Source organism: Thiohalomonas denitrificans (assembly GCF_900102855.1).
GTDB classification, from domain to species: Bacteria; Pseudomonadota; Gammaproteobacteria; order Thiohalomonadales; family Thiohalomonadaceae; genus Thiohalomonas; species Thiohalomonas denitrificans.
Map to the genome: position 1 here is coordinate 498941 of NZ_FMWD01000001.1, position 20388 is coordinate 519328.

Consider the following 20388-nt stretch of genomic DNA (forward strand, 5'->3'; position numbering starts at 1 on the left):
CTCCGTGGTTTACCGGTTTTAAACGCCCCGATCGCTTCCCCGTAACAGCGGACGCTTGCTAAACTCCAGTGTCCACCCAGCCGGTGCTCCCATGACCGAAGCCATCGAGAAAGAGAAAACGCCCGATCGTCTGCAGAGCTTTCATGGCTTTCTATCGACGGGCGATACCGAGGGCATGCGTGAAGCGCTCGCAGATATGCACCCGGCGGAAATCGCCGTACTGCTGGAATCCCTGCCCACCGACCAGCGGCTTCAGGCCTGGAAAGAGGTGCCCTCGGAGCAGACCGGTGAAGTCCTCGCCCAGGTCCATGACAAGGTCCGCCTGACCCTAATCGGCACGATGGACTCGGATGAGCTCATCGCAGCCACCGAAAACCTGGACACGGATGACCTTGCGGATCTGCTGCCGGATATGCCCGACGAGGTCATCCAGCAGCTGCTGAATACGATGGATGAGCAGAACCGCGAGCGACTCGAGACGGTCCTGCCCTATCCCGAGGACAGCGCCGGCGGCCTGATGAACGTGGACACCATCACGGTGCGGGCGGACATCACCCTCGACGTGGTTCTGCGTTACCTGCGCCGCCGTGGCGAGATCCCCGAAACGACCGATAACCTGGTTGTGGTCAATCGCACCGGACATTATCTGGGACTGCTGCCGATCACTGAACTGCTGACCAACAAACCCGACCAGTCGGTGGCCGAGGTCATGCAGCGTGGCGTCGAGCCGATATCGGCCGATACCGAGGCGCACGAGGTCGCCCGGATCTTCGAACATCGCGATCTGGTCACCGCGCCGGTGGTTGATGCCGACGGCAGGCTGGTCGGCCGCATCACCATCGATGATGTCGTCGACGTCATTCGCGAAAGAGCCGATCACTCCTTCATGGGCATGGCGGGCCTCACCGAGGAGGAGGACATTTTCGCGCCGGTTATCACCTCGAGTCGCCGCCGCGCTGTTTGGCTGGGCGTCAATCTCATGACCGCTTTCCTCGCCGCCTGGGTGATCGGCCTGTTCGGTGCCACCATCGAACAACTGGTGGCGCTCGCGGTTCTCATGCCCATCGTCGCCAGCATGGGGGGCATTGCCGGTAGTCAGACGTTAACGCTGGTCATCCGTGCCCAGGCACTCGGCCAGATCGGTGCCAGCAATGCGCGTCAGCTGTTGCTGAAGGAGCTCACCGTCGGATTTCTGAATGGCCTGGTATGGGCCACGGTTATCGCGGTTGTGGCCGGACTCTGGTTCGATAGCGTGTGGCTTGGGGCGATTATCGCCATTGCAATAATGATTAATCTGGTGGTGGCGGCCCTCTCCGGCACAGTCATTCCACTCGTTCTGAAAAAACTCGGTGCCGACCCGGCCCTTGCCGGTGGGGTGGTCCTGACGACGGTCACCGATGTGGTGGGCTTTTTCGCTTTCCTCGGACTGGCGACGCTGTTCCTCGTTTAGTTCTTTACAGATGCCAACCGACACGTTTCATAGGAGAATCTATGGATCAGGAGAAACTGATCGCATTCGCGGAAGCGGTAAGGAAGTGCTGCGTGGAGACGGCCGAAGAGGCGTATGAACAGGCGTCGATCAGCGGGTTGTGCGGCAGTGGCGCATGGGAAGTCGCCCAGGGTGCCGTGAAAACCATGGATCTCGAGCCACTCGTCGTGGAGTTTCTCCCTGCCGATGAGCCCTGAACGGGGGCTGCAACCCGGGTATAATCCCCCCATGAATGAATCTGATTTCGAGTCCGGCATCGAAGAGCAGCCGGAACGCCCCAGCAAGAGCCACTTCAAGCGCGAGAGTCATACACTGCTGGAAGCGGCGCATCAGCTGGTTGACCTGCCCGACGCCAAGTTACAGCTGGTGCCAATGCCCGACGACCTGAGAGATGCGGTGGAACTGGGCCGGAAGATCCACAAGCATGGCGGTCGCAAACGGCAGATCAAGTACATCGGCAAACTGCTTCGCAGCATGGACGCAGAGCCCATCCTCGAGGCCCTGGAGACCGTCGACTCGCGGGCCGCCGCCGTAACCGCGCGGCACCATCTGGCCGAACGCTGGCGCCAACGCCTGCTGGACGAAGGGGATCAGGCTGTCAGCGAGTTTGTAGAAACCTATCCGCAGGTGGACCGCCAGCATCTGCGTCAGTTGATACGAAACACCCGCGCCGAACGCAAGGCAGAGAAGCCACCGCGGCACAGCCGCGAACTCTTCCGACTGGTTCGGGACACCATAGAAAAGCAGACGTAGGGTGGGTTGGCGAGGCGGTGGATCACGGCGCGTTTTCCGTTCCAGTCCCCTTCACTGCTGTGTGTCGCGCCTAACCCACCCTACCACCTACCACCTAGCCACTCGCCACTCGCCACTCGCCACTACCCCACTACCCCACTACCCCACTACCCCACTACCCCACTACCCACTTTCCGTCATGTCGCATGAGATGCGACAGTGGCTCAGGACGGGGAAGGTGCGACGGATGTCCGACAAGCGGTTGCGGTCGATCTCGGCGCTGACCACACCAGAGCCCCGCGGCAATCGGTCGGCCACGACGCCCCATGGGTCCACGATCATGCTGTCGCCGTGGGTCTCGCGGCCATTGGCGTGATAGCCACCCTGAGCGGATGCGACCACGTAACAGAGATTTTCGATGGCACGGGCCCGAACCAGCACTTCCCAGTGTGCCTTGCCGGTCACCGCAGTAAATGCCGAAGGCAGGGCGATGATCTCCGCGCCCTCGCCCGCCATGCGCCGGAACAGTTCCGGGAAACGAAGGTCGTAACAGACCGCCATACCCAGACGCCCCACCGGCGTATCGACCACCACGACCCGGCTGCCCGGCTCGATGGTTTCCGATTCGACGTACTTTTCGCCGCTCTCGGTGAGCTGTACATCGAACAGATGGACTTTGTCGTAACGGGCCCGCTGCTCACCGGCGTCGTCAAACAGCAGCGATGCCATGCGGACCTTGGAGTCATCATCTGTGGCGAGCGGGACGGTACCGCCTACCAGCCAGATGCCGCGCCGGCGAGCCTGGTCCGCCAGGAAATTTTGGATAACGCCGTCGCCCTCGCGTTCACGGATCTCGACCTTGTCCCACTCGGTCAACCCCATCAGGGCAAAGTTTTCAGGCAACACAACCAATCGGGCTCCGGCCTCCGCTGCCCGACCAATCAGTCGGCCCGCCTCAAACAGGTTGGCATGAATATTAGGGCCAGAGGCCATTTGTACCGCGGCGACACGAGTCACGGAATCAAGCTCCTCAACAAATATGGGAAGGTAACGACTAAAGCCTTATCTGCAGCTCAAGGACATCCGGGGCTGAACTGCCGGGAACCAGTTCAATGCGATTCGAGGCGATACCCAGCGCAATCAGCCAGGCCCTGACTTCGAGGGCCCACACGTTGCCTTCATCCCCACCCGGATAGCGAATCTCCAGAAGGGCATCGGGCTCTTCCAGGATTGTGCTTACCGCGTTCGACAGCGCCGCATGATTAATCAGCACGTCACCATTTCGCGGCTGGGCCCACTCCTCGGCGGTAATGGCCTCCGGATTAGCTATTGCAGAGGTGCATAGAGCGATTAGCGACAGCAGAAAAACAGCCTTATTCATAGGTGCAGAATAGCAGCGTTTCGGTGAGGGGTCATCCGGCATCAGTGCCCGGCAGACGCTCCATGACCGGTGCACTCCAGGGACCCTTGACCATGTACTGGAACATGGTGGCCTTGTCGATCTGCGAATGGAAAACCTTCTGCAACACCCAAATGATCGCCCCCGCCTGCGGTCCCAGGGCCAGACCACCGGCAACTGCCAGACTGTCACTAACGTTGGGAACCACACTGACCAGCATATCGTAGTCACGCTTGACCAGGCCGGTTCGACCACTCATGACCATCTGAGCTGATGCCGAATCGACCGCCAGGTTCTCGGTCAGGATATCACCTCCATACAGCCGGAGATCGCCGTCGATGCGATCAAAATCCAGGCCTTTTCGGAACACATCGCTGAAGTCCAGCCGTAAACGCTTGGGCAGTGCACTGAGACTGAAGAGGCCAAGCAGGCGACCGCTGCCCGGATCGACATCCTCGATCGTACCCTTGCGGATGTCCACCCGCAGCGTTCCATAAAGACGATCCAGTGCAAATTGCGAAGGTGACCCCTCCCACTCAAGGTGCCCTTCGGCACGGGTTTTGCCCTTTTTGATTACGCTGACGAAATCCAGGTCATCCATCATTCGCCCCAGATCAGGGGCCTTCAATTGGAGGTCGAACCGGGTGCGGTTGGTACTGCGCTGCCACTGCCCGTCGCCGACGATCCGGAAGCTGCCATTGCGAAGACCGACCTCGGTGAAATGTACCCTCCCCAGCCGGGGTTCGGCGTGGAATCGCAACTCGCCCAAGACCGCATCATCGAACTCCAGGCGCTGCACATGGACATCCATACGGGGGAATTCGACGGGCCGTGTAGTCGGACTTTCACCTTCCCCGCTCTCGAAAGGAGTCAATTGCAGGCGTTTCATGGCCACTTCGATCGGCAAGGCCGGTTCACTCCCTTTTCCTCCGTCTTTCGCCGGAAGCAAACGCCTCCAGGCCTGCGGAACCACTCCGGCGAGCTCGCCGGTCAGACGAATCCGCCGTGTATCGGGCAGATCCGGCATACCGGTGCCAAAATGGAGGCTGGCCCGATCAAGACCGCCACGGCTATCGAGCGCAACAGCCGCCTGAAAGCGCGACCCATAGGCGACACTCAGTTCACCGGAACGGGTGCCCGAGAGATACCGGGTCAGCTGGAAGGGGCGTGATTCTCCCTTCACCTTGTCAAAGGGCTCCGGCAAGTGGCTCGTCAACCCTTTGAAGTCCGAGTGAATCTGCAGTCTGGCTCCCCCGCTGCGGTCATGGGGAAGCACAAGGTTCGCCTTCCAGTCGGTTTCACCGATCAGCGCATCCGCAAACGGGATCTCGAGTTCTCCAAGCGCCTTGGCACCGGCCCGCCCCACGCCGGTGATCGTAGTGCGGCCATCTTCCGTGGCTACGGAAAACTGCACCGGGTATTCAAACAGACGTCCCTGGATGGCCTCGGCCCGAAAATCACTGTTGTCAAAATGCAGGGTGCCATCCAGCTTGCCGAACACCAATCGCTCGTCCACCGCAAACCGACTCCCCCTCAGCTGGAGTTCGCCCGCGGCCGAAAGCGGCGGCTGTTTTCGACTCGATAGCGGCACCTCCAAACGCAGTGCCAATCGGCTCTTTCCCTCTGCCCGAAAATCGGCCAGTGCACCCTCTCCGATACGCTCCGCCAGAGGTGTCTCCCGCAAGGTGCGTAACACGTCCGATAGCGGGCCAGCGGCCACACCGTCCACCAGCAGCCGTGATCGGCGCAGGTCGGGGATCTCCACCCGGCACCGCGCCACCTGGCTGTCCAGGAATCGAGCCTGGGAGCTGTGCAGCAGCATTTGCGTCCCGTCGAAAACCACTTCGACCTCTACATCATGCAGGTGAGGCCACTCGTCCCGGAATGCCAGTTCCACCTCTTCGGCCTCGAAACGCACCTCGAAACGGCCCTCGCGCTTACGGAAGGGAAAGTCACTGGTACGTCCGCGAAAAAGTGCCGTGCCTTCGGTGATGCGGCCTCGGCGAAAAGCCTGGTCGAGCCAGCGGACCGCCGGGGTGGGCATGATATGAGCCGGGAGGTAGCGCGGCACGCTGACACCCCGCCCGTTGCGGAAACGGCTGCGCAAATCGATATAGGGCGAACCGCCGCCATCCGGCAGCTGTACTTCGAGCTGGGCCTCGCCCTCCAGGTCCTCATTGGTGAAGACCAGCTGCTGCCCCTGTACCTGCCAGCCGGCGTCGGTCCGGCCGACCAGCACGTGGCCACGCAAACTCGCAATGGGCAACGATTCGCGAAAGAGGCGGGGGGCAATCACTTCGGCCTGTTCGGTCGCGAGCTCAAACCGGATACCCGCCTGATCCACGTAAAGCTCACCATCAAGCCCCCGAAAACCGGGGGAGCGTTCCCAGGGTTCGATCCCGAGGTCTTTGAAGCGCATCTGACCGGTTATCCGGCCATTGCTTCGCTCGACCCGCAGGTTTAGCAGATCACCTTCGGGTTTCAGTCCGGCGATCAGATCGCGCTGTTCATCCGCAAGGCCCGGTACGAATGTCAAAAGCCGTTCCGCATCCTCCAGACGCAGGAAATCGGCGGCAAGCCGGGTGGTTTCACCTTCGCGGCTCAATTCGAGCCTGGCCGCGGGCCAGCTTTTTCCGTCCCGTACCGCCGTCAGCTCACCAAGAGATGCGTGCCAGCCGTGGTCGTTACGCAGCCAGCGAAACCGGCCGCCCAATTCCTCCCAACGGATACTTTTGCTGCCGCTGACGGCTACAAGCCTCCTCCCCTTCGCCTCGCCTTCCAGTGATTGCAGGCTCCCACCCCGCCACTCGCTCCAGATTGAGGCATCGACACTGCCGTCACTCAGCTGCAGGCCGGGAAAATCCGCGATCGCCAACCAGGGGGCGGGGTGCACACCTTCGATACGCCCGAACAGCTGGCCGCTCCATTGTTCCGGCCGGAGGATATCGCCACTCATGTCCAGCGACACCGCCATGCGCGTCCCCAACTCCTCGGGCAATTGCAGGGACGCATTCAGTCGATGACGCTCGCCATCGTTGTCGAGTTCGAATTCGATATCCTCGAACTGGTAGGCGGGGCGATCCGGTTCCCGCCATTCCAGTCGGCTGTCCAGAACGGTGACGCGAGGCTGTGCCAGCAGCCAGGCACCGAAGCTGTCGGCATCCCTGGGCCCTTGCCCGTCCCGCCTCTGTGCACCGGTCACGTGCAGAATCCCCTCACGATCACGCTCGATCGCGAGATCCGCACCGGTAATCACCAGCGGGCCCAGTACCAGCTGCCCGCTTTTGAGACTGGCCGGCACATCGATATCGACCCGGAGGGATTCGGCATGGACCATTGGCCGTGTCGTGGTCGCACTGAGAAGCGCAATGCCGGTCAGTTCCAGTGACGGAGAAAATCCGGTCAGCCTGGCATCCATGCCGCTGATCGTAACCGGCTGTTCGAGGAAGCTGCTGGCCCAATCCTCCACCACGGCACGGTAATCCTCCATCGAGGGCAGCAGTAACCGGGCCAATGACAGCAGGACCGCCAGGGCGATGACCACTGCGGCCGCCGTATAGAGAGCGAAACTGTACAGCCGTCGTGGGTGGGGCAGACGCTTCACGTCACAAAAACACCGGACAGAGGTTCGCTCTCATGCTGCCACAGATCGCAGTCGGGAAAACAGAATGGTATCAAGATACCGACATTTATACGGCACTTCGTTCAATCCAACAGGGTTGTTCGCTATTTGATAAAGCGGCCCTACATAAGCACCACGTCGAACTGCTCCTGGGTGTACAGGTATTCGACCTGGAACTTGACCGGCCGGCCGATGAACTCCTCCAGTTCAGCCACGCTGGTGGACTCTTCATCCAGGAGCTTGTCGACCACCTCCTGGGACGCAAGCACCAGCATCTGGTTGGCATCGTACTGGCGCGCTTCGCGAAGGATTTCCCGGAAGATCTCGTAACAGACGGTCTCCGGCGTCTTCAGGGTGCCGCGTCCGCTACAGGTTGGACAAGTCTGACAGAGTACATGTTCCAGGGACTCGCGGGTCCGCTTGCGGGTCATCTCCACCAGCCCCAGGGTGGAAACCTCGGAGATATGGGTCTTGGCGTGGTCCCGCTCCAGGGCCTTCTCCAGCGAACGCAGCACCTGGCGTCGATGCTCAGGCTCCTCCATATCGATGAAGTCGATAATGATGATACCGCCAAGATTACGTAACCGAAGCTGACGGGAGATGGCCTGACTGGCCTCGAGATTGGTCTTGAAAATGGTCTCTTCGAGATTGCGGTGACCCACGAAGGCGCCGGTGTTGACGTCGATAGTGGTCATGGCTTCGGTTTGATCAATGATCAGATAACCACCCGATTTAAGCTGTACCTTTCGCTCCAGAGCCCGCTGGATCTCGTCCTCGATGCCGTAGATATCGAAGATCGGCCGTTCCCCCGAGTAGTGTTCGACCCGCGGGGCCAACTCGGGAATGAATTTGCTGGAGAACTTGTAGACCTTGAGGTAGGTTTCGCGGGAGTCGATGCGTACCTTTTCGATCTCGCTGTCCACCAGGTCACGCATGGTACGCATCACCAGCGGCAGGTCTTCATGGATAAGGCTTCCCGCCGGTGCCGTGGCAACCCGCTCCTTTATCGCCGCCCACAATTTGGCGAGGAACTCCATATCCTTGCGAAGCGATTCCTCATTGGCACCTTCGGCGGCAGTGCGCAGGATGTAGCCGCCTTCCACATACTGCGGCGCCCACTCGCTGATGATCTCTTTCAGTCGCTGCCGTTCCGCATCGCCCTCGATTTTCTGCGAAACCCCGATGTGCTGGCAGTCGGGCATCAGCACGAGGAAGCGGGCCGGGATCGATAAGTGGGTGGTCAGACGCGCCCCCTTGGTGCCCAGCGGATCCTTGACCACCTGCACGACAATCTCCTGCCCCTCCCGTATCAGCTGATCAATCTCCTCCACGGAGCGGCGTTCACGGCCGTTCTCATCAACGGTGCTTTCGGAAAGAATATCCGAAGCGTGAAGGAAGGCAGTACGCTCCAGACCGATATCGACGAAAGCAGCCTGCATGCCGGGCAATACGCGTGAGACCCGGCCTTTATAGATGTTGCCCACCAGACCGCGGCGGCGGGCCCGCTCGATATGCACTTCCTGGAGGACACCGTTTTCCACAGACGCGACGCGGGTCTCGTGGGGTGTCACGTTGATCAGCAGTTCTTCGCTCATGTTTTCCTTATACTGGTGAAAACCACAGAGGCCACAGAGTGGAAATTCATTCCAAGGGCTGTATCTCTTTTGCCTGCTCTGCAAGCGGTCGCACGGCAATACCCCTCCAAAAAACCTCGTTGGACTCTGTGGTTAGTTATTCTTCTGTCTTGAATATCTCGATGCCGAAATGTCCCAGCAACTCCGCCGTTTCAAAAAGCGGCAGGCCCATCACACCGGAATAACTTCCTTCCAGCCGCTCCACGAAAACAGCACCGAATCCCTGAATCCCATAGGCGCCGGCCTTGTCTAGCGGCTCACCCGTTGCCCAATAAGCCGCGATCTCTTCCTCATCGAGCGCCCGAAAGGTTACATGGCTGACCGAAAGTCGGCTTTCGGCCCGCTCATCGACACCCACCAGCGCCACCGCTGTGTAGACCTCATGGGTATGGCCCGACAGCTGCCGAAGCATGGCCAGCGCATCCTCCCGGTCGGCGGGCTTGCCCAGCACGTGTTCATTCAGGACGACCACAGTATCGGAACCGAGTACCGGCCGCGAATCGGAGGATGGCAGCCGCGCCCGACCCGCACGGGCCTTCTCCAGGGCCAGTCGCAGGCAGAAAACCTCGGCCACCTCCCCGGTCCGGCACACTTCCGTAATATCGACCGGAAACTGATTGAAAGAAACCCCTATTTGCTTCAGCAGTTCACCACGCCGTGGCGATGCGGAAGCCAGATGGATCAGCGGCTTGGCAGACAAATCGATTCTCCCTCGGGGACAAGCCGCCTATTCTAGCGGATCGTGCGGAAATGGGTCGGTTGGCGTTGGCAATCGCTCACACCTGTCAGACTCAGCTTTCCAGATGCAACGACGGCCTGAAGGCCGACCTACAGGAACGGCGGTCGCTGGCAATGTAGGTCGGGCTTTAGCCCGTCACAACACAACGGCGGCCTGAAGGCCGACCCACACGACAATCCCTCGCCACTCGTCCCTCGCCTCATCAGAGACAAACATGTGACCGTCATTGCAAGCCGTACCCGCCGCTACGGGGCCCCGAATCGATGACAAACTTCCCTCTTGTCATAGCGAGGAGCCTCAGCGACGAAGCTATCTCAAAGTGCCAAGTACCAGATTGCCGCGTCGCCTAGGCTCCTCGCAATGACATGGGGGTTCCCTCGCCACTAGCCCCTCGCCCCTCGCCCCTCGCCACTCGCCACTCGCCACTCGCCACTCGCCACTAACCACTAACCACTAACCACTAACCACTAACCACTAACCACTAACCACTTAGCCATCCTCACAGCAAAACCCGTGGATAAGCCCTTCCAGAATATCGACCATCGGCCGTAATCGATCCAGTGCCAGGTATTCATCAGGCTGGTGCGCCTGGGCGATGTCGCCGGGGCCGAGAATCAGCGTTTCCATCCCCAATTGAGTGAAATAGGGTCCCTCAGTGCCGAATGCCACCGCTTCGGGGACATGTCCGGTAAGGCGCTGAGCCTCCCGCACCACGGCGGAAGTGGCTGCGGTGTGCATGGGTGGTGTCCCGCCGAACAGTGAACGCCGCTCCCAACCCAGCTCCGATCCATCCAGAAGCCGTTGCAGACGCTGATCGAGCGTGTGGCGAAGGGCCTCCAGATCCATCCCCGGCAAGGGGCGCAAGTCGAAGTGCAACTCGCACGAGCCGCAAATCCGGTTGGGATTGTCGCCGCCATGGATGTGCCCCGGATTGAGGGTGGGTACCGGCACTTTGAACTGCGGATCGTGATGTGTTGCCTGTAGCTGGTCACGCCAGGCCAGCAGATCGCCCAGCACCTTGTGCATTCCTTCAAGGGCATTCACGCCCAACGCGGGGTCGCTCGAGTGTCCGGCCCTCCCACTCAAGTGCACCGCCTCCATCATGATGCCTTTGTGGGCATTCACCGGCCTCAATCCAGTGGGCTCACCGATGACGGCATAGCGGGCCTTGGGCCTGCCGAGATCCACCAGCGCCTGCGCACCCTCCATGGAACTCTCCTCGTCCGCAGTGGCGAGGATCAGCAGCGGCCGTTTCAAACGGGCGGGGTCAAAACGGCTCGCCGCCTCGATAGCCAGGGCGAAAAAGCCCTTCATGTCGCAAATACCAAGTCCGTATAGCCGACCCTCTGCCTCTGTCAGACTGAACGGGTCATGGTTCCAGCGCCCCTGGTCGTACGGTACCGTATCGGTATGGCCCGCCAGCACCAGCCCTCCCGACCCCTTCCCGAGCGTCGCAATCAGATTGGCCTTGTCGGGCTGGTGAGGAAGCGGCAACTCCTCGACCGAAAAACCGGCGTCATTAAGCCACTCCGCCAGAAGTGCGATGACACCCCGGTTGCTAGTATCAAACTCGGGACTTACGCTGCTCATCGACGGGACGGCAACCAACTCGGTAAGCCGTGACAAGAGATCGGGTAGCTGAGCCATACCACGATTCTGGACCAGTCGGTGGCTAGTGGCTAGTGGGGAGTGGCTAGTGGCTAGTGGCGAAGGAACCCCCTGTCATTGCGAGGAGCCTAAGCGACGAAGTAATCTCCTGCTCCCAAACCCCAGATTGCCGCGTCGCCAAGGCTCCTCGCAATGACGGTCACATGTTTGTTCCTGATGAGACGAGGGGCGGGTGGCGAGTGGTGAGGCACGGGCATATCCCAAATCTCGAAATCTTTATTAGTATCTCGTATCTCGTAAGTTACTTGTCAGCGAGCGTGCGGGCTCCGACAATATCGTTTTGGCTAGGCCCGAATTCTGAGGGAAAACGACGTTGACCCATCCTTCACAGACTGCTAACCACGACTACGTTCACTGGTTCCGCAATTCAGCGCCCTACATCAACGCCTTTCGCGGGCGTACGTTTGTGGTCGCCTTCGGAGGCGAGGTGGTGGCCGAGAAGCAGTTCGCCAGCCTCGTTCACGATATCGCCCTGCTCAACAGTCTGGGCGTGCGTCTGGTGCTGGTGCACGGAGCTCGACCGCAGATTGAGGAGCGCCTGCGGGAAAGGGGCGCGAAGATGAAGTATGTCAACGGTCTGCGGGTGACGGACGAGCAGGCACTGGCCTGCGTGAAGGAGGCGACGGGTACCGTCCGCGTCGAAATAGAGGCACTGCTGTCGATGGGATTGGCCAATTCGCCGATGGCCGGTGCCGAAATCCGCGTCGCATCGGGAAATTTCGTCACCGCCCAACCGCTGGGGATCCGCAACGGAGTCGATTACCTGCACACCGGGGAGGTCCGGCGCATCGCCGAGTCGGCGGTCCGCAAACAGCTCGATGACGGTGCCATCGTCCTGCTCTCGCCACTGGGGTACTCGCCAACGGGGGAAATCTTCAATCTCAGCGCGGAGGATGTGGCCACTGCCGCTGCGGTCGAGCTTGGTGCCTCCAAGCTCATCTATCTGGTGGACGGTCCCGGCCTTACAGACAAAGATGGAAATCTGGTGCGTGAGATCAGCCTTGACGAGGCGGCCGAGTGGTTTGACGGCCACGGCGACATCCCCGAGGGGATCGCCAAGTGTCTCTTCTCCGCCCAGTTTGCCGGCAGTGAAGGGGTTCGCCGTGCCCACCTGATCGACCGCCATCAGGATGGTTCGCTGCTGCTTGAATTGTTCACCCGCGACGGAGTGGGAACACTCGTTACCGCCGAATCCTACGAGGATACGCGGCCGGCGACCATCGACGATGTGGGAGGAATTCTGGAGCTCATCGCCCCGCTGGAGGAGGAGGGTGTGCTGGTGCGGCGCTCCCGCGAATGGCTGGAGATGGAGATCGATCACTTCATCGTCGTTGAGCGCGACGGCATGACCGTCGCCAGTGCCACCCTCTACCCCTTTCCGGAGGAGAGAGTCGGGGAACTCGCCTGCCTGGCGGTACATCCCGATTACCGGAACCTGGGGCGCGGCGACGCCCTGCTCGAGTATGTGGAGCGTAAGGCAAGAAAACTCGGCGTAGAGCGACTGTTCGTGCTCACAACCCGAACTGCCCACTGGTTCCAGGAACGCGGATTTCGTACCGCCACACTCAAGGAGCTACCGGTGAAGCGGCAAGAGATGTATAACTACCAGCGCCGCTCCAAGGTCTTTATCAAAGAGCTTTAGAAACCTGCCGCACGCGAACGCAAGGATACGGATGAATTGATGCATTTGAATGCAACCTGCAGGGCTGCTCTGCAGGGAACCGATCCGATCGATAATCCCTTCGTGCTCGCTGCGCCTCGCCTGCAGGCAGGCGGCGCATAATCCAGGCCATGACTATCTCTGCACCCAACGGTCAACCGTTAAACCGTCCCTTTCTCAAATGGGCGGGAAACAAATTTCGTATCCTCGACCGCGTCCGCAGCTGCTTGCCTGCCGGAAAGCGGCTGGTGGAGCCTTTTGTCGGCTCGGGCGCGGTTTTTCTCAACACCGATTACCCACACTATCTGCTGTCCGACAGCAATCGCGATCTGGTCGAGCTCTACAGCACGTTGAAAACACAGGGCGAGGAGTTCATCGAGTGCTGCTATGCGCTGTTCCGACCCGAGAACAATCGTGAAGAGACCTATTACCGGCTTCGCAACGAGTTCAACGATACCGACGATCCGGTGCGCCGCGCAGCGCTGTTCCTGTACCTGAATCGCCACGGCTACAACGGGCTTTGTCGCTACAACCGGAGCGGCGGATTCAATGTCCCGTTCGGACGCTACCGGCGGCCCTACTTTCCAGCCGACGAGATGAAGACCTTCCACCGCAAGGCCCAACGCGCCGTCTTCCGCCACGAGGATTTCGAAAAAACCATGTCGCGTCTGAAAACCGGCGATGTGGTCTATTGCGATCCGCCCTATGTGCCCCTTTCCGCCTCCGCCAACTTTACCGCCTATTCCGCCGGCGGATTCGATCTGGAAGCGCAGCGACGCCTGGCGGCAAAGGCCCGGCAGGCAGCCCGCAGCGGAATTCCGGTATTGATATCGAACCATGACACGCCTGAAACCGAGCGCCTTTACACCGGCTGCGACATCGAACGCTTTGAGGTGCAGCGCTACATCAGCTGCAATGGGGAAAAGCGGGGAAAGGCCGGAGAACTCCTTGCGCTGTACGAGCCCATCCACCGAAACGGTCAGGGGGTCTGACAATTTCGACACTCCACAAGTGGCAGTTCGCCATTTCTGGCACGTGCCGGCACGCTTGCAGCAACTACCATATTCGTTCGGTAAAAGTACTTACCAAATAAATCAGCGACTTGAGAGCGAATCCGACAATTTTCCGGATAGCTGGAAAACTGGCACGCGCCTTGCGATATATTTATCGGCAACAAGCGACATGGGGAGTACAAGACGGTCCCTTCCCCCTCCTGGCCGTCCTCCTCCCTAATCTACGCACGGCACGGAAGCCGTGCATTTTTTTTGCCCGAAATTCGAACCCGACACTTCACAGCTACGCCGCCAGCGCAAATCAATCACCGGCAGGCGATTAACCGCCCACCCAAAAACCCAAACCCACTTTTGCACCGGTAAGTCCGGACATCCGGGGTGATTCGGGGATTTTTCCCTCTCTTCTGCGGTGGCTACCCGCTTTGGTTACTTACCGGCACGCACCAGTCCACCGAGGCCGTTCTCTTCCAGAGCGGCATTCATACGCTCGCGAATGAGTTCCGGACGGTCCATCTGAAGTGCCTCGTCCAGCAGGCTGCGCGCCTGTTGCATGGAGATACTGCGAACGACCCATTTGATCCGCAGCAGACTGGAGGAGCTTACACTCAGCGAATCCATACCCATCCCCGCCAGCAGAATAGCCGCCGCCGGGTCGCCGGCCATTTCGCCACATACGCTCACCGGCTTGCCGTGCCGATGCGCCCCCTCCACCACCTGGATCAGAGCCTTCAGCACCGCCGGATGCAACGATTCGTAGAGTTCCGCTACCCGGCCATTGTTGCGGTCCACGGCGAGAAGATATTGGGTCAGGTCGTTGGTTCCCACCGACAGGAAATCCACCGACTGCGCGATTCGATCCGCCTGGAAGACCACCGAGGGCACCTCGACCATGACGCCGATGGCAGGCAGGATGACCTGCTCCCCCTCTTCCAGCAATTCGCGGTGGGCACGGTGGATCAGCACCAGCGCCTCGTCCAGTTCACCGACGGAGCTAATCATCGGCAGCAGCAGTGCGAGGTTGTTGTACCCGATGTTGGCCTTCATCATCGCCCGGATCTGGGCCAGGAAGATCTCCGGGTGGTCCAGGGTAATCCGGATGCCGCGCCAACCCAAAAATGGATTGTCCTCCTGAATGGGGAAATAGGGCAGCGCCTTGTCGCCACCAACATCCAGGGTACGCATCACCACCGGCCGCGGCTGGAATGCCTCCAGTACCTGACGATAGACCTGCCGCTGCTCCTCCTCACCAGGGAAGCGGTCGCGGATCATGAACGGGAATTCGGTCCGGTAGAGCCCCACGCCTTCGGCGCCGGAATGGATCGAAGGGCGGATGTCCGAGACCAGTCCTGTGTTGGCATAGAGCGGCACCCGGAAGCCGTCAGTGGTCTCCGACGGCAGATCCCGTATCGATAGCAGGCCCTCTGAAAGCTCCGCCTCCTCACGCTGGAGGCGGATATATTCCAGAGTGACCGTCTCTGACGGATTGATATAGATACGCCCGCTGTAGCCATCCGCGATGATGGTGCGGCCATCGACCTTGCCTACGGGGAGGTCTCTGACGCCCATTACCGCCGGGATCCCCATGGCACGGGCGAGAATGGCCGTATGAGAGGTACGCGAGCCCCTCACCGAAACCACGCCCGCGAGGCACTCGGGTGGTACTTCGGCAAGCATGGATGCGGTGATCTCTTCACCAATCAGCACGGTTTCCTTGGGATATTTGCGCTCTTTAGGCTTGTCCTGCTGCTCCATGCGGTAGAGGATCCGCCGCCCCAGATCACGCACATCCTCCACACGCTCCTTCAGATAGACATCCTCCATGGCGTCGAAGGCGCGCACATGCTCCGTGATGGTGTCACGCAGGGCTCCCGGCGCCCAGTTTCCCGCGTCGATCCGCTCCAGGGTGTCCCCGGTCAGACTGTCGCTGTCGAGCATCATCAGATAGGCATCAAAGAGGGCACTGTCCGCGGAAGGCAGGGTCCCTTCCATACGCTCAATCATTCCCTTCACATCGTCCCGCACCAGCAATACCGCATCCAGGAAGCGAGTCTTTTCCGCATCCGGGCTTTCAGCCGGTCGATCGGGGATGCCGTCGATATCGGCAAAAGGGTGCATCACCACCGCCGTACCCATGGCGACCCCGGCAGCGCCCGGCAACCCCGGCAGCGGCCGGGAATCCATCCTGCCGTTCTGCTCCTGAAGGCCGTCCAGTGCTCCCACGGCCTCGGCATGGGCAATGGCACCGGCCAACTGCGCCGCGATGGTGACAAGAAGAGTGACGGTGTCCTCGTCGAAACGACCTTCCGCGTGCCGCTGAACCACAAGGACTCCAAGGACCTTGCGGTGGTGAATGATGGGAACGCCCAAAAAGGCGTGGTAACGCTCCTCGCCAGTCTCGGGGAAGTAGCGAAAGCGACGGTGAGCGGGGGCGTTTTCCAGGTTGACGGGCTCGGCGCGTTCCGCCACGAGACCGACCAACCCCTCCTCCCAGGAGAGCGTCACCGTGCCCACGGACTCCGGATTGAGTCCGTCGGAGGCCATCAGCAGCAGTTCGCGGGCGCCGTTGTCGCTGAGATAGATCGAGCAGACATCCACCCCGATAGCCTCTTTCACCCGCCGGACAATGATCTCCAGCGCCTGATCGAGATTTCGGGCGGCGTTGACTTCCTGAACAATGGTCCGCAGCAGACTGAACATTAATCCTCGCCCATGGGCAGCTCATAAGGAAAACGAAGCGAAAAAACGGGGCCAGGATCCGCGAAGAGTAACTTTCTGCATTCAGTCGCCACAGAATGCTTTCACGGAACCTCAGCGCGCCGTGGTTTTGCGGCGTCCCGAGGCCATCCGGGCACTTTTCTGCTCAGGAAACAGCAGCGGGGCCAGCTCGTTGAGGGCTCTTTCGTAGACGCGGCGTTTGAAGAAAACGATCTCTTGCAGCGGGTCCCAGTAATCCACCCAGCGCCAGTCGTCGAATTCCGGCGCGTCGGTCAGATCGAGCTTCACCCTGGAATCCATACTGGTCAGCCGCAGAAGAAACCAGCGCTGCTTCTGGCCGATGCAGAGCGGCCGACTCTTGCGGCGAATGAAGCGCTTGGGGAGACGATAGCGTAACCAACCCCGCGTGCAACCAATGATCTCTACATCATGGGCTTCAAGACCCACCTCTTCCATCAGTTCGCGGTAGACGGCTTCTTCCGGCGTTTCGTCAAAGCGAATCCCCCCCTGGGGAAACTGCCAGGCATCCTGCCCATAGCGGCGGGCCCAAAGCAGCTTTCGCTCCGGGTTGCACAGTATGATACCTACGTTTGGGCGATAGCCCTCCGAATCAATCACTTGGTTTCACCGCCGAATGCTCTTCCCGGAAGTTTTTCACAAAATCCGGCATACCGGCAAGCTGTCCGCTTTTTTGCTTCGAGAAACGCCCACGCACTCCCTCCGGGCCCGATGGGGCTGGAGCAGCGGAAGCCGCAGATAGGAGCAGCCATAATCCGACAGGCTCCTGGTAAACCCTTTTCGCGGCTTCTACCGCTCCTACGCTGTTGAAACCTTGTGCTGCCGCCGCTTCCGCGGCCAACCCCTTGGTTCGCAGCAGGCGGCCGGTTACCATTCTCCCTCACCGAACGGGAGCACTGCAGTGGAACTCGCCATTTTCGACCTGGACAATACCCTGCTGGGCGGGGATTCCGACTACCTATGGGGCCGTTTTCTGGTCCGCAAGGGCCTGGTAGATGGTGAGACGTACGAACGGGCCAACCAGCGTTTTTACGAACAGTACAAGGCCGGCACCCTGGATATCCATGAATTCCTTCGTTTCAGCCTCAAGCCCCTCACTGAACATCGGCCGGAGACACTGGAAGCCTGGCATCGGATCTTCATGGAGGAAATGATAGAGCCGATTATACTGCCAAAAGCCCGTGCCCTGGTCGAGCGTCACCGTAACGAAGGCCGGCGCCCGCTGATCATCACCGCCACCAACCGCTTTGTCACCGCTCCCATCGCCGCGGCCTTCGGCATCGAAGACATCCTGGCCACCGATCCCGAGCAGGTGAATGGCCGTTACACCGGCAATGTAGCCGGACTGCCCTGCTTTCAAGAGGGCAAGGTAGAGCGTCTCAAGGCCTGGCTCGACGAGACGTCACTAACGCTCAAAGGTAGCTGGTTTTACTCCGATTCACAAAATGATCTCCCCCTGCTGGAGCAGGTCGAACACCCGGTCGCGGTCGATCCCGACGACACACTCGCAGAGACCGCACGCGCACGCGGCTGGGAGATTCTTTCGTTGCGGTAGTGGGTAGTGACGAGGGACGAGTGGCGAGTGGCTAGTGACAAGGGGCGAGTGGCGAGTGGCGAGGGATTAGGGCCTAGAGACGAGAGCCAGAGACGACTCGAATCTCGTGCCTCGTGTCCAGGCGTGTCTGTAGGTCGAACTTCAGGTCGTCATCGGCCTGTGACGACTAAAGCCCGACATTTTTTCCCGTATAATCGCGAACAGAATGGCGCGAGTGGCAAGGGATGAGCTCACGAGTGGCGAGGGATGAGGTTCGAATCTCGCACCTAGCCACTCGTCACTAGCCACTCGTCACTAGCCACTAGCCACTAGCCACTAGCCACTAGCCACTAGCCACTGAATCTAATGCGTACCCTGTCCTGGCTATCCGCTCTCGCTCTTATTGCCGGCCTCACCTGGCTGGGCGGGCTCTCTGCGGGTAGTTTTCCGATCACCTTTGCTGAGTTGTGGCAGGTCTTCAGTGGAGAGGGAGAACCACTGGCCCGCAGCGTCATCCTGGAGCTGCGCCTGCCCCGGGTCGCCGGTGCCTTCGCGGTCGGCGCCCTCCTGGCGCTGGCAGGGGCCTATCTCCAGGTACTGCTGGGTAATCCGCTGGCCGATCCCTACATACTCGGAACCTCCGGCGGCGCCGCGGTTGGGGCGCTTATCGTCCTGCTGCTCGGTGGAGGGGCCGTCCTGGTATCCGGCGGGGCACTGGCGGGCGCCCTGCTCTCGGTCGCGGTGGTGTTCACTCTGGCCGGGGCCGGCGGGCGCTGGTCCACCACCCGCCTTCTGCTGACCGGAGTGATCGTCGCCGCAGGCTGGGGGGCACTGATCAGCTTTTTTCTCTCGGTAGCGCCCGAGCGAGACCTGCGGGGCATGCTCTTCTGGCTGATGGGAGACCTGTCCCACATCACCACCCCCTGGCCCGCGCTGGCGCTGGCGATTGCGGCCCTCTTTCTGAGTCTGCCGCTGGCCCGCTCTCTGGACCTGTTGGCAAGGGGCGAACTGCAGGCGTCGGCGCTCGGGGTGGAGATCAGCCGTCTTCGTCTGGCGCTCTATTTCGCCGCTGCGCTACTGACTGCCGCCGCAGTCACCCTGGGTGGCAGCATCGGCTTTCTGGGACTGGTGGTACCGCACCTGATGCGGCTGGTGGTCGGCAGCGCACACCGGCTGCTGCTGCCGGCTGCGGCACTTTTCGGGGGGACCCTGCTGGTGCTGGCCGATACCCTGGCGCGCACCGCAATCGCCCCGCGGCAACTGCCGGTCGGGGTACTGACGGCGCTGATTGGCGTGCCGGTCTTTCTGTTTCTGTTGCAAAAAAGCGACCGCCGCAGGGAGTCACCCAAATGAGTCCGGCGCCGCTACTCACCGCCGAAGAGCTGACCCTGTCGGTGCCGGGAAAGACCCTTTGCCGGGACCTGGATATGGAGGTCGCACCCGGCGAACGCTGGACCATTCTGGGCCCCAACGGCGCCGGCAAGACCACCCTGCTGCTGACCCTGGCGGGGCTCCACCCACCCGATACCGGACGGGTATACCTGGACGGCCAGCTGTTGTCGGACCTGCCGAGGCGAAAGGTGGCGAAACGCCTCGGCATACTGCCCCAGGAGAGTCGCGACCCATTTCCCGCCACCGTACTCGAAACGGCACTGCTGGGCCGCCATCCACACCTTTCGCCGTGGCGCGGTGAAGGTCCGCAGGATCGCTCCCGCGCCATCGAAGCACTACACAGCGTCGACCTCGACGGCTTCCTGGAACGCGACGCCGCCTCCCTCTCCGGTGGAGAGCGCCGCCGGCTCGCGGTGGCCACGCTCCTCACCCAAGACCCGCAACTACTGCTGCTGGATGAACCCACCAACCACCTCGACCTGCGGCACCAGATCGCCATCCTCGACCAGCAGCGAAGGCTCTCGGAAAACGGCCGGGGTATCGTCATGGTCCTGCACGACCCCAATTTGGCCGCCCGCTATGCCACCCATGCCCTGCTGCTGTTCGGCGATGGCCACTGGGAGGCGGGCAGCGCCGAAGAGCTGCTCGAAGAGCAGCGACTCAGCACCCTCTACGGCTACCCCGTAGCCGCCGTAGAGGGCCCCGCAGGCCGCGCGTTCCTCCCGCGATAGAGCGAGTGGCGAGTGGCGAGTGGCGAGTGGCGAGTGGCGAGT

General features: G+C 60.9%; 17 protein-coding genes. 8 read left to right on the plus strand and 9 right to left on the minus strand.

Annotated features, from left to right (window positions below):
* The first annotated feature begins 91 nt into the window (after window positions 1–91).
* From mgtE to yjgA, 3 genes are read left to right on the plus strand one after another with little or no spacing between them, the layout of a single operon-like run.
* A complete protein-coding gene (mgtE, locus tag BLP65_RS02310) occupies window positions 92–1450 on the plus strand; it encodes a magnesium transporter (protein ID WP_092992167.1) in 1359 nt (452 codons plus the stop codon).
* A 41-nt stretch (window positions 1451–1491) separates the two neighbouring features.
* Window positions 1492–1686: a hypothetical protein gene (locus BLP65_RS02315; RefSeq protein ID WP_092992169.1), complete on the plus strand. Its 195-nt coding sequence runs from the start codon at window positions 1492–1494 to the stop codon at window positions 1684–1686.
* A gap of 31 nt (window positions 1687–1717) precedes the next feature.
* Window positions 1718–2242 (plus strand): ribosome biogenesis factor YjgA, encoded by a 525-nt coding sequence (gene yjgA / locus BLP65_RS02320; RefSeq protein WP_092992171.1) that lies wholly within the window; start codon window positions 1718–1720, stop codon window positions 2240–2242.
* 162 nt (window positions 2243–2404) lie between these two features.
* On the opposite strand, the gene BLP65_RS02330 is transcribed toward yjgA, so the two are convergent.
* The 6 genes from BLP65_RS02330 to argE all read right to left on the minus strand — a co-directional run bounded on the left by BLP65_RS02330 (window position 2405) and on the right by argE (window position 11262).
* The gene (locus BLP65_RS02330) at window positions 2405–3238 is read right to left on the minus strand and encodes a carbon-nitrogen hydrolase family protein (RefSeq protein ID WP_092992175.1); all 834 of its coding nucleotides are present in this window, start codon (window positions 3236–3238) and stop codon (window positions 2405–2407) included.
* Window positions 3239–3275: 37 nt separating this feature from the next.
* Window positions 3276–3602 (minus strand): hypothetical protein, encoded by a 327-nt coding sequence (locus BLP65_RS02335; protein ID WP_092992177.1) that lies wholly within the window; start codon window positions 3600–3602, stop codon window positions 3276–3278.
* Window positions 3603–3633: 31 nt separating this feature from the next.
* Window positions 3634–7224 (minus strand): YhdP family phospholipid transporter, encoded by a 3591-nt coding sequence (locus BLP65_RS02340; RefSeq protein WP_092992179.1) that lies wholly within the window; start codon window positions 7222–7224, stop codon window positions 3634–3636.
* A 140-nt stretch (window positions 7225–7364) separates the two neighbouring features.
* Window positions 7365–8837, minus strand: a complete 1473-nt coding sequence (gene rng, locus BLP65_RS02345) for a ribonuclease G (RefSeq protein ID WP_092992181.1) — start codon at window positions 8835–8837, stop codon at window positions 7365–7367.
* Between the two features lie 136 nt (window positions 8838–8973).
* Window positions 8974–9582, minus strand: a complete 609-nt coding sequence (locus BLP65_RS02350; protein ID WP_092992183.1) for a Maf family protein — start codon at window positions 9580–9582, stop codon at window positions 8974–8976.
* Window positions 9583–10104: 522 nt separating this feature from the next.
* Window positions 10105–11262, minus strand: a complete 1158-nt coding sequence (gene argE / locus BLP65_RS02355; RefSeq protein WP_092992185.1) for an acetylornithine deacetylase — start codon at window positions 11260–11262, stop codon at window positions 10105–10107.
* 334 nt (window positions 11263–11596) lie between these two features.
* On the opposite strand from argE, the gene argA reads away from it, so the two are divergent.
* Complete coding sequence (gene argA, locus BLP65_RS02360) at window positions 11597–12925, plus strand: amino-acid N-acetyltransferase (RefSeq protein ID WP_092992187.1); 1329 nt, start codon at window positions 11597–11599, stop codon at window positions 12923–12925.
* A 149-nt stretch (window positions 12926–13074) separates the two neighbouring features.
* Entirely contained in the window at window positions 13075–13935 is an 861-nt protein-coding gene (locus BLP65_RS02365; protein WP_092992189.1) for a Dam family site-specific DNA-(adenine-N6)-methyltransferase, read from the plus strand.
* Window positions 13936–14382: 447 nt separating this feature from the next.
* On the opposite strand, the gene ptsP is transcribed toward BLP65_RS02365, so the two are convergent.
* From ptsP to BLP65_RS02380, 3 genes are all read right to left on the minus strand, one after another.
* Window positions 14383–16653 carry a phosphoenolpyruvate--protein phosphotransferase gene (gene ptsP / locus BLP65_RS02370; RefSeq protein ID WP_092992191.1) on the minus strand — a complete coding sequence of 757 codons (2271 nt, stop codon included), beginning with the start codon at window positions 16651–16653 and terminating at the stop codon, window positions 14383–14385.
* A 111-nt stretch (window positions 16654–16764) separates the two neighbouring features.
* Window positions 16765–17289, minus strand: a complete 525-nt coding sequence (locus BLP65_RS02375; protein WP_092992193.1) for an RNA pyrophosphohydrolase — start codon at window positions 17287–17289, stop codon at window positions 16765–16767.
* The gene (locus tag BLP65_RS02380; protein ID WP_092992195.1) at window positions 17282–17563 is read right to left on the minus strand and encodes a hypothetical protein; all 282 of its coding nucleotides are present in this window, start codon (window positions 17561–17563) and stop codon (window positions 17282–17284) included. The genes BLP65_RS02375 and BLP65_RS02380 overlap by 8 nt, the downstream gene beginning before the upstream one ends.
* Window positions 17564–17590: 27 nt before the next feature.
* On the opposite strand from BLP65_RS02380, the gene BLP65_RS02385 reads away from it, so the two are divergent.
* The 3 genes from BLP65_RS02385 to BLP65_RS02395 all read left to right on the plus strand — a co-directional run bounded on the left by BLP65_RS02385 (window position 17591) and on the right by BLP65_RS02395 (window position 20346).
* Window positions 17591–18244 carry a histidinol-phosphatase gene (locus BLP65_RS02385; RefSeq protein ID WP_092992197.1) on the plus strand — a complete coding sequence of 218 codons (654 nt, stop codon included), beginning with the start codon at window positions 17591–17593 and terminating at the stop codon, window positions 18242–18244.
* Window positions 18245–18589: 345 nt separating this feature from the next.
* A complete protein-coding gene (locus tag BLP65_RS02390; protein ID WP_092992199.1) occupies window positions 18590–19576 on the plus strand; it encodes a FecCD family ABC transporter permease in 987 nt (328 codons plus the stop codon).
* Window positions 19573–20346, plus strand: coding sequence for an ABC transporter ATP-binding protein (locus BLP65_RS02395; protein ID WP_092992201.1), 774 nt, complete (start codon window positions 19573–19575; stop codon window positions 20344–20346). The genes BLP65_RS02390 and BLP65_RS02395 overlap by 4 nt, the downstream gene beginning before the upstream one ends.
* Window positions 20347–20388 lie beyond the last annotated feature (42 nt).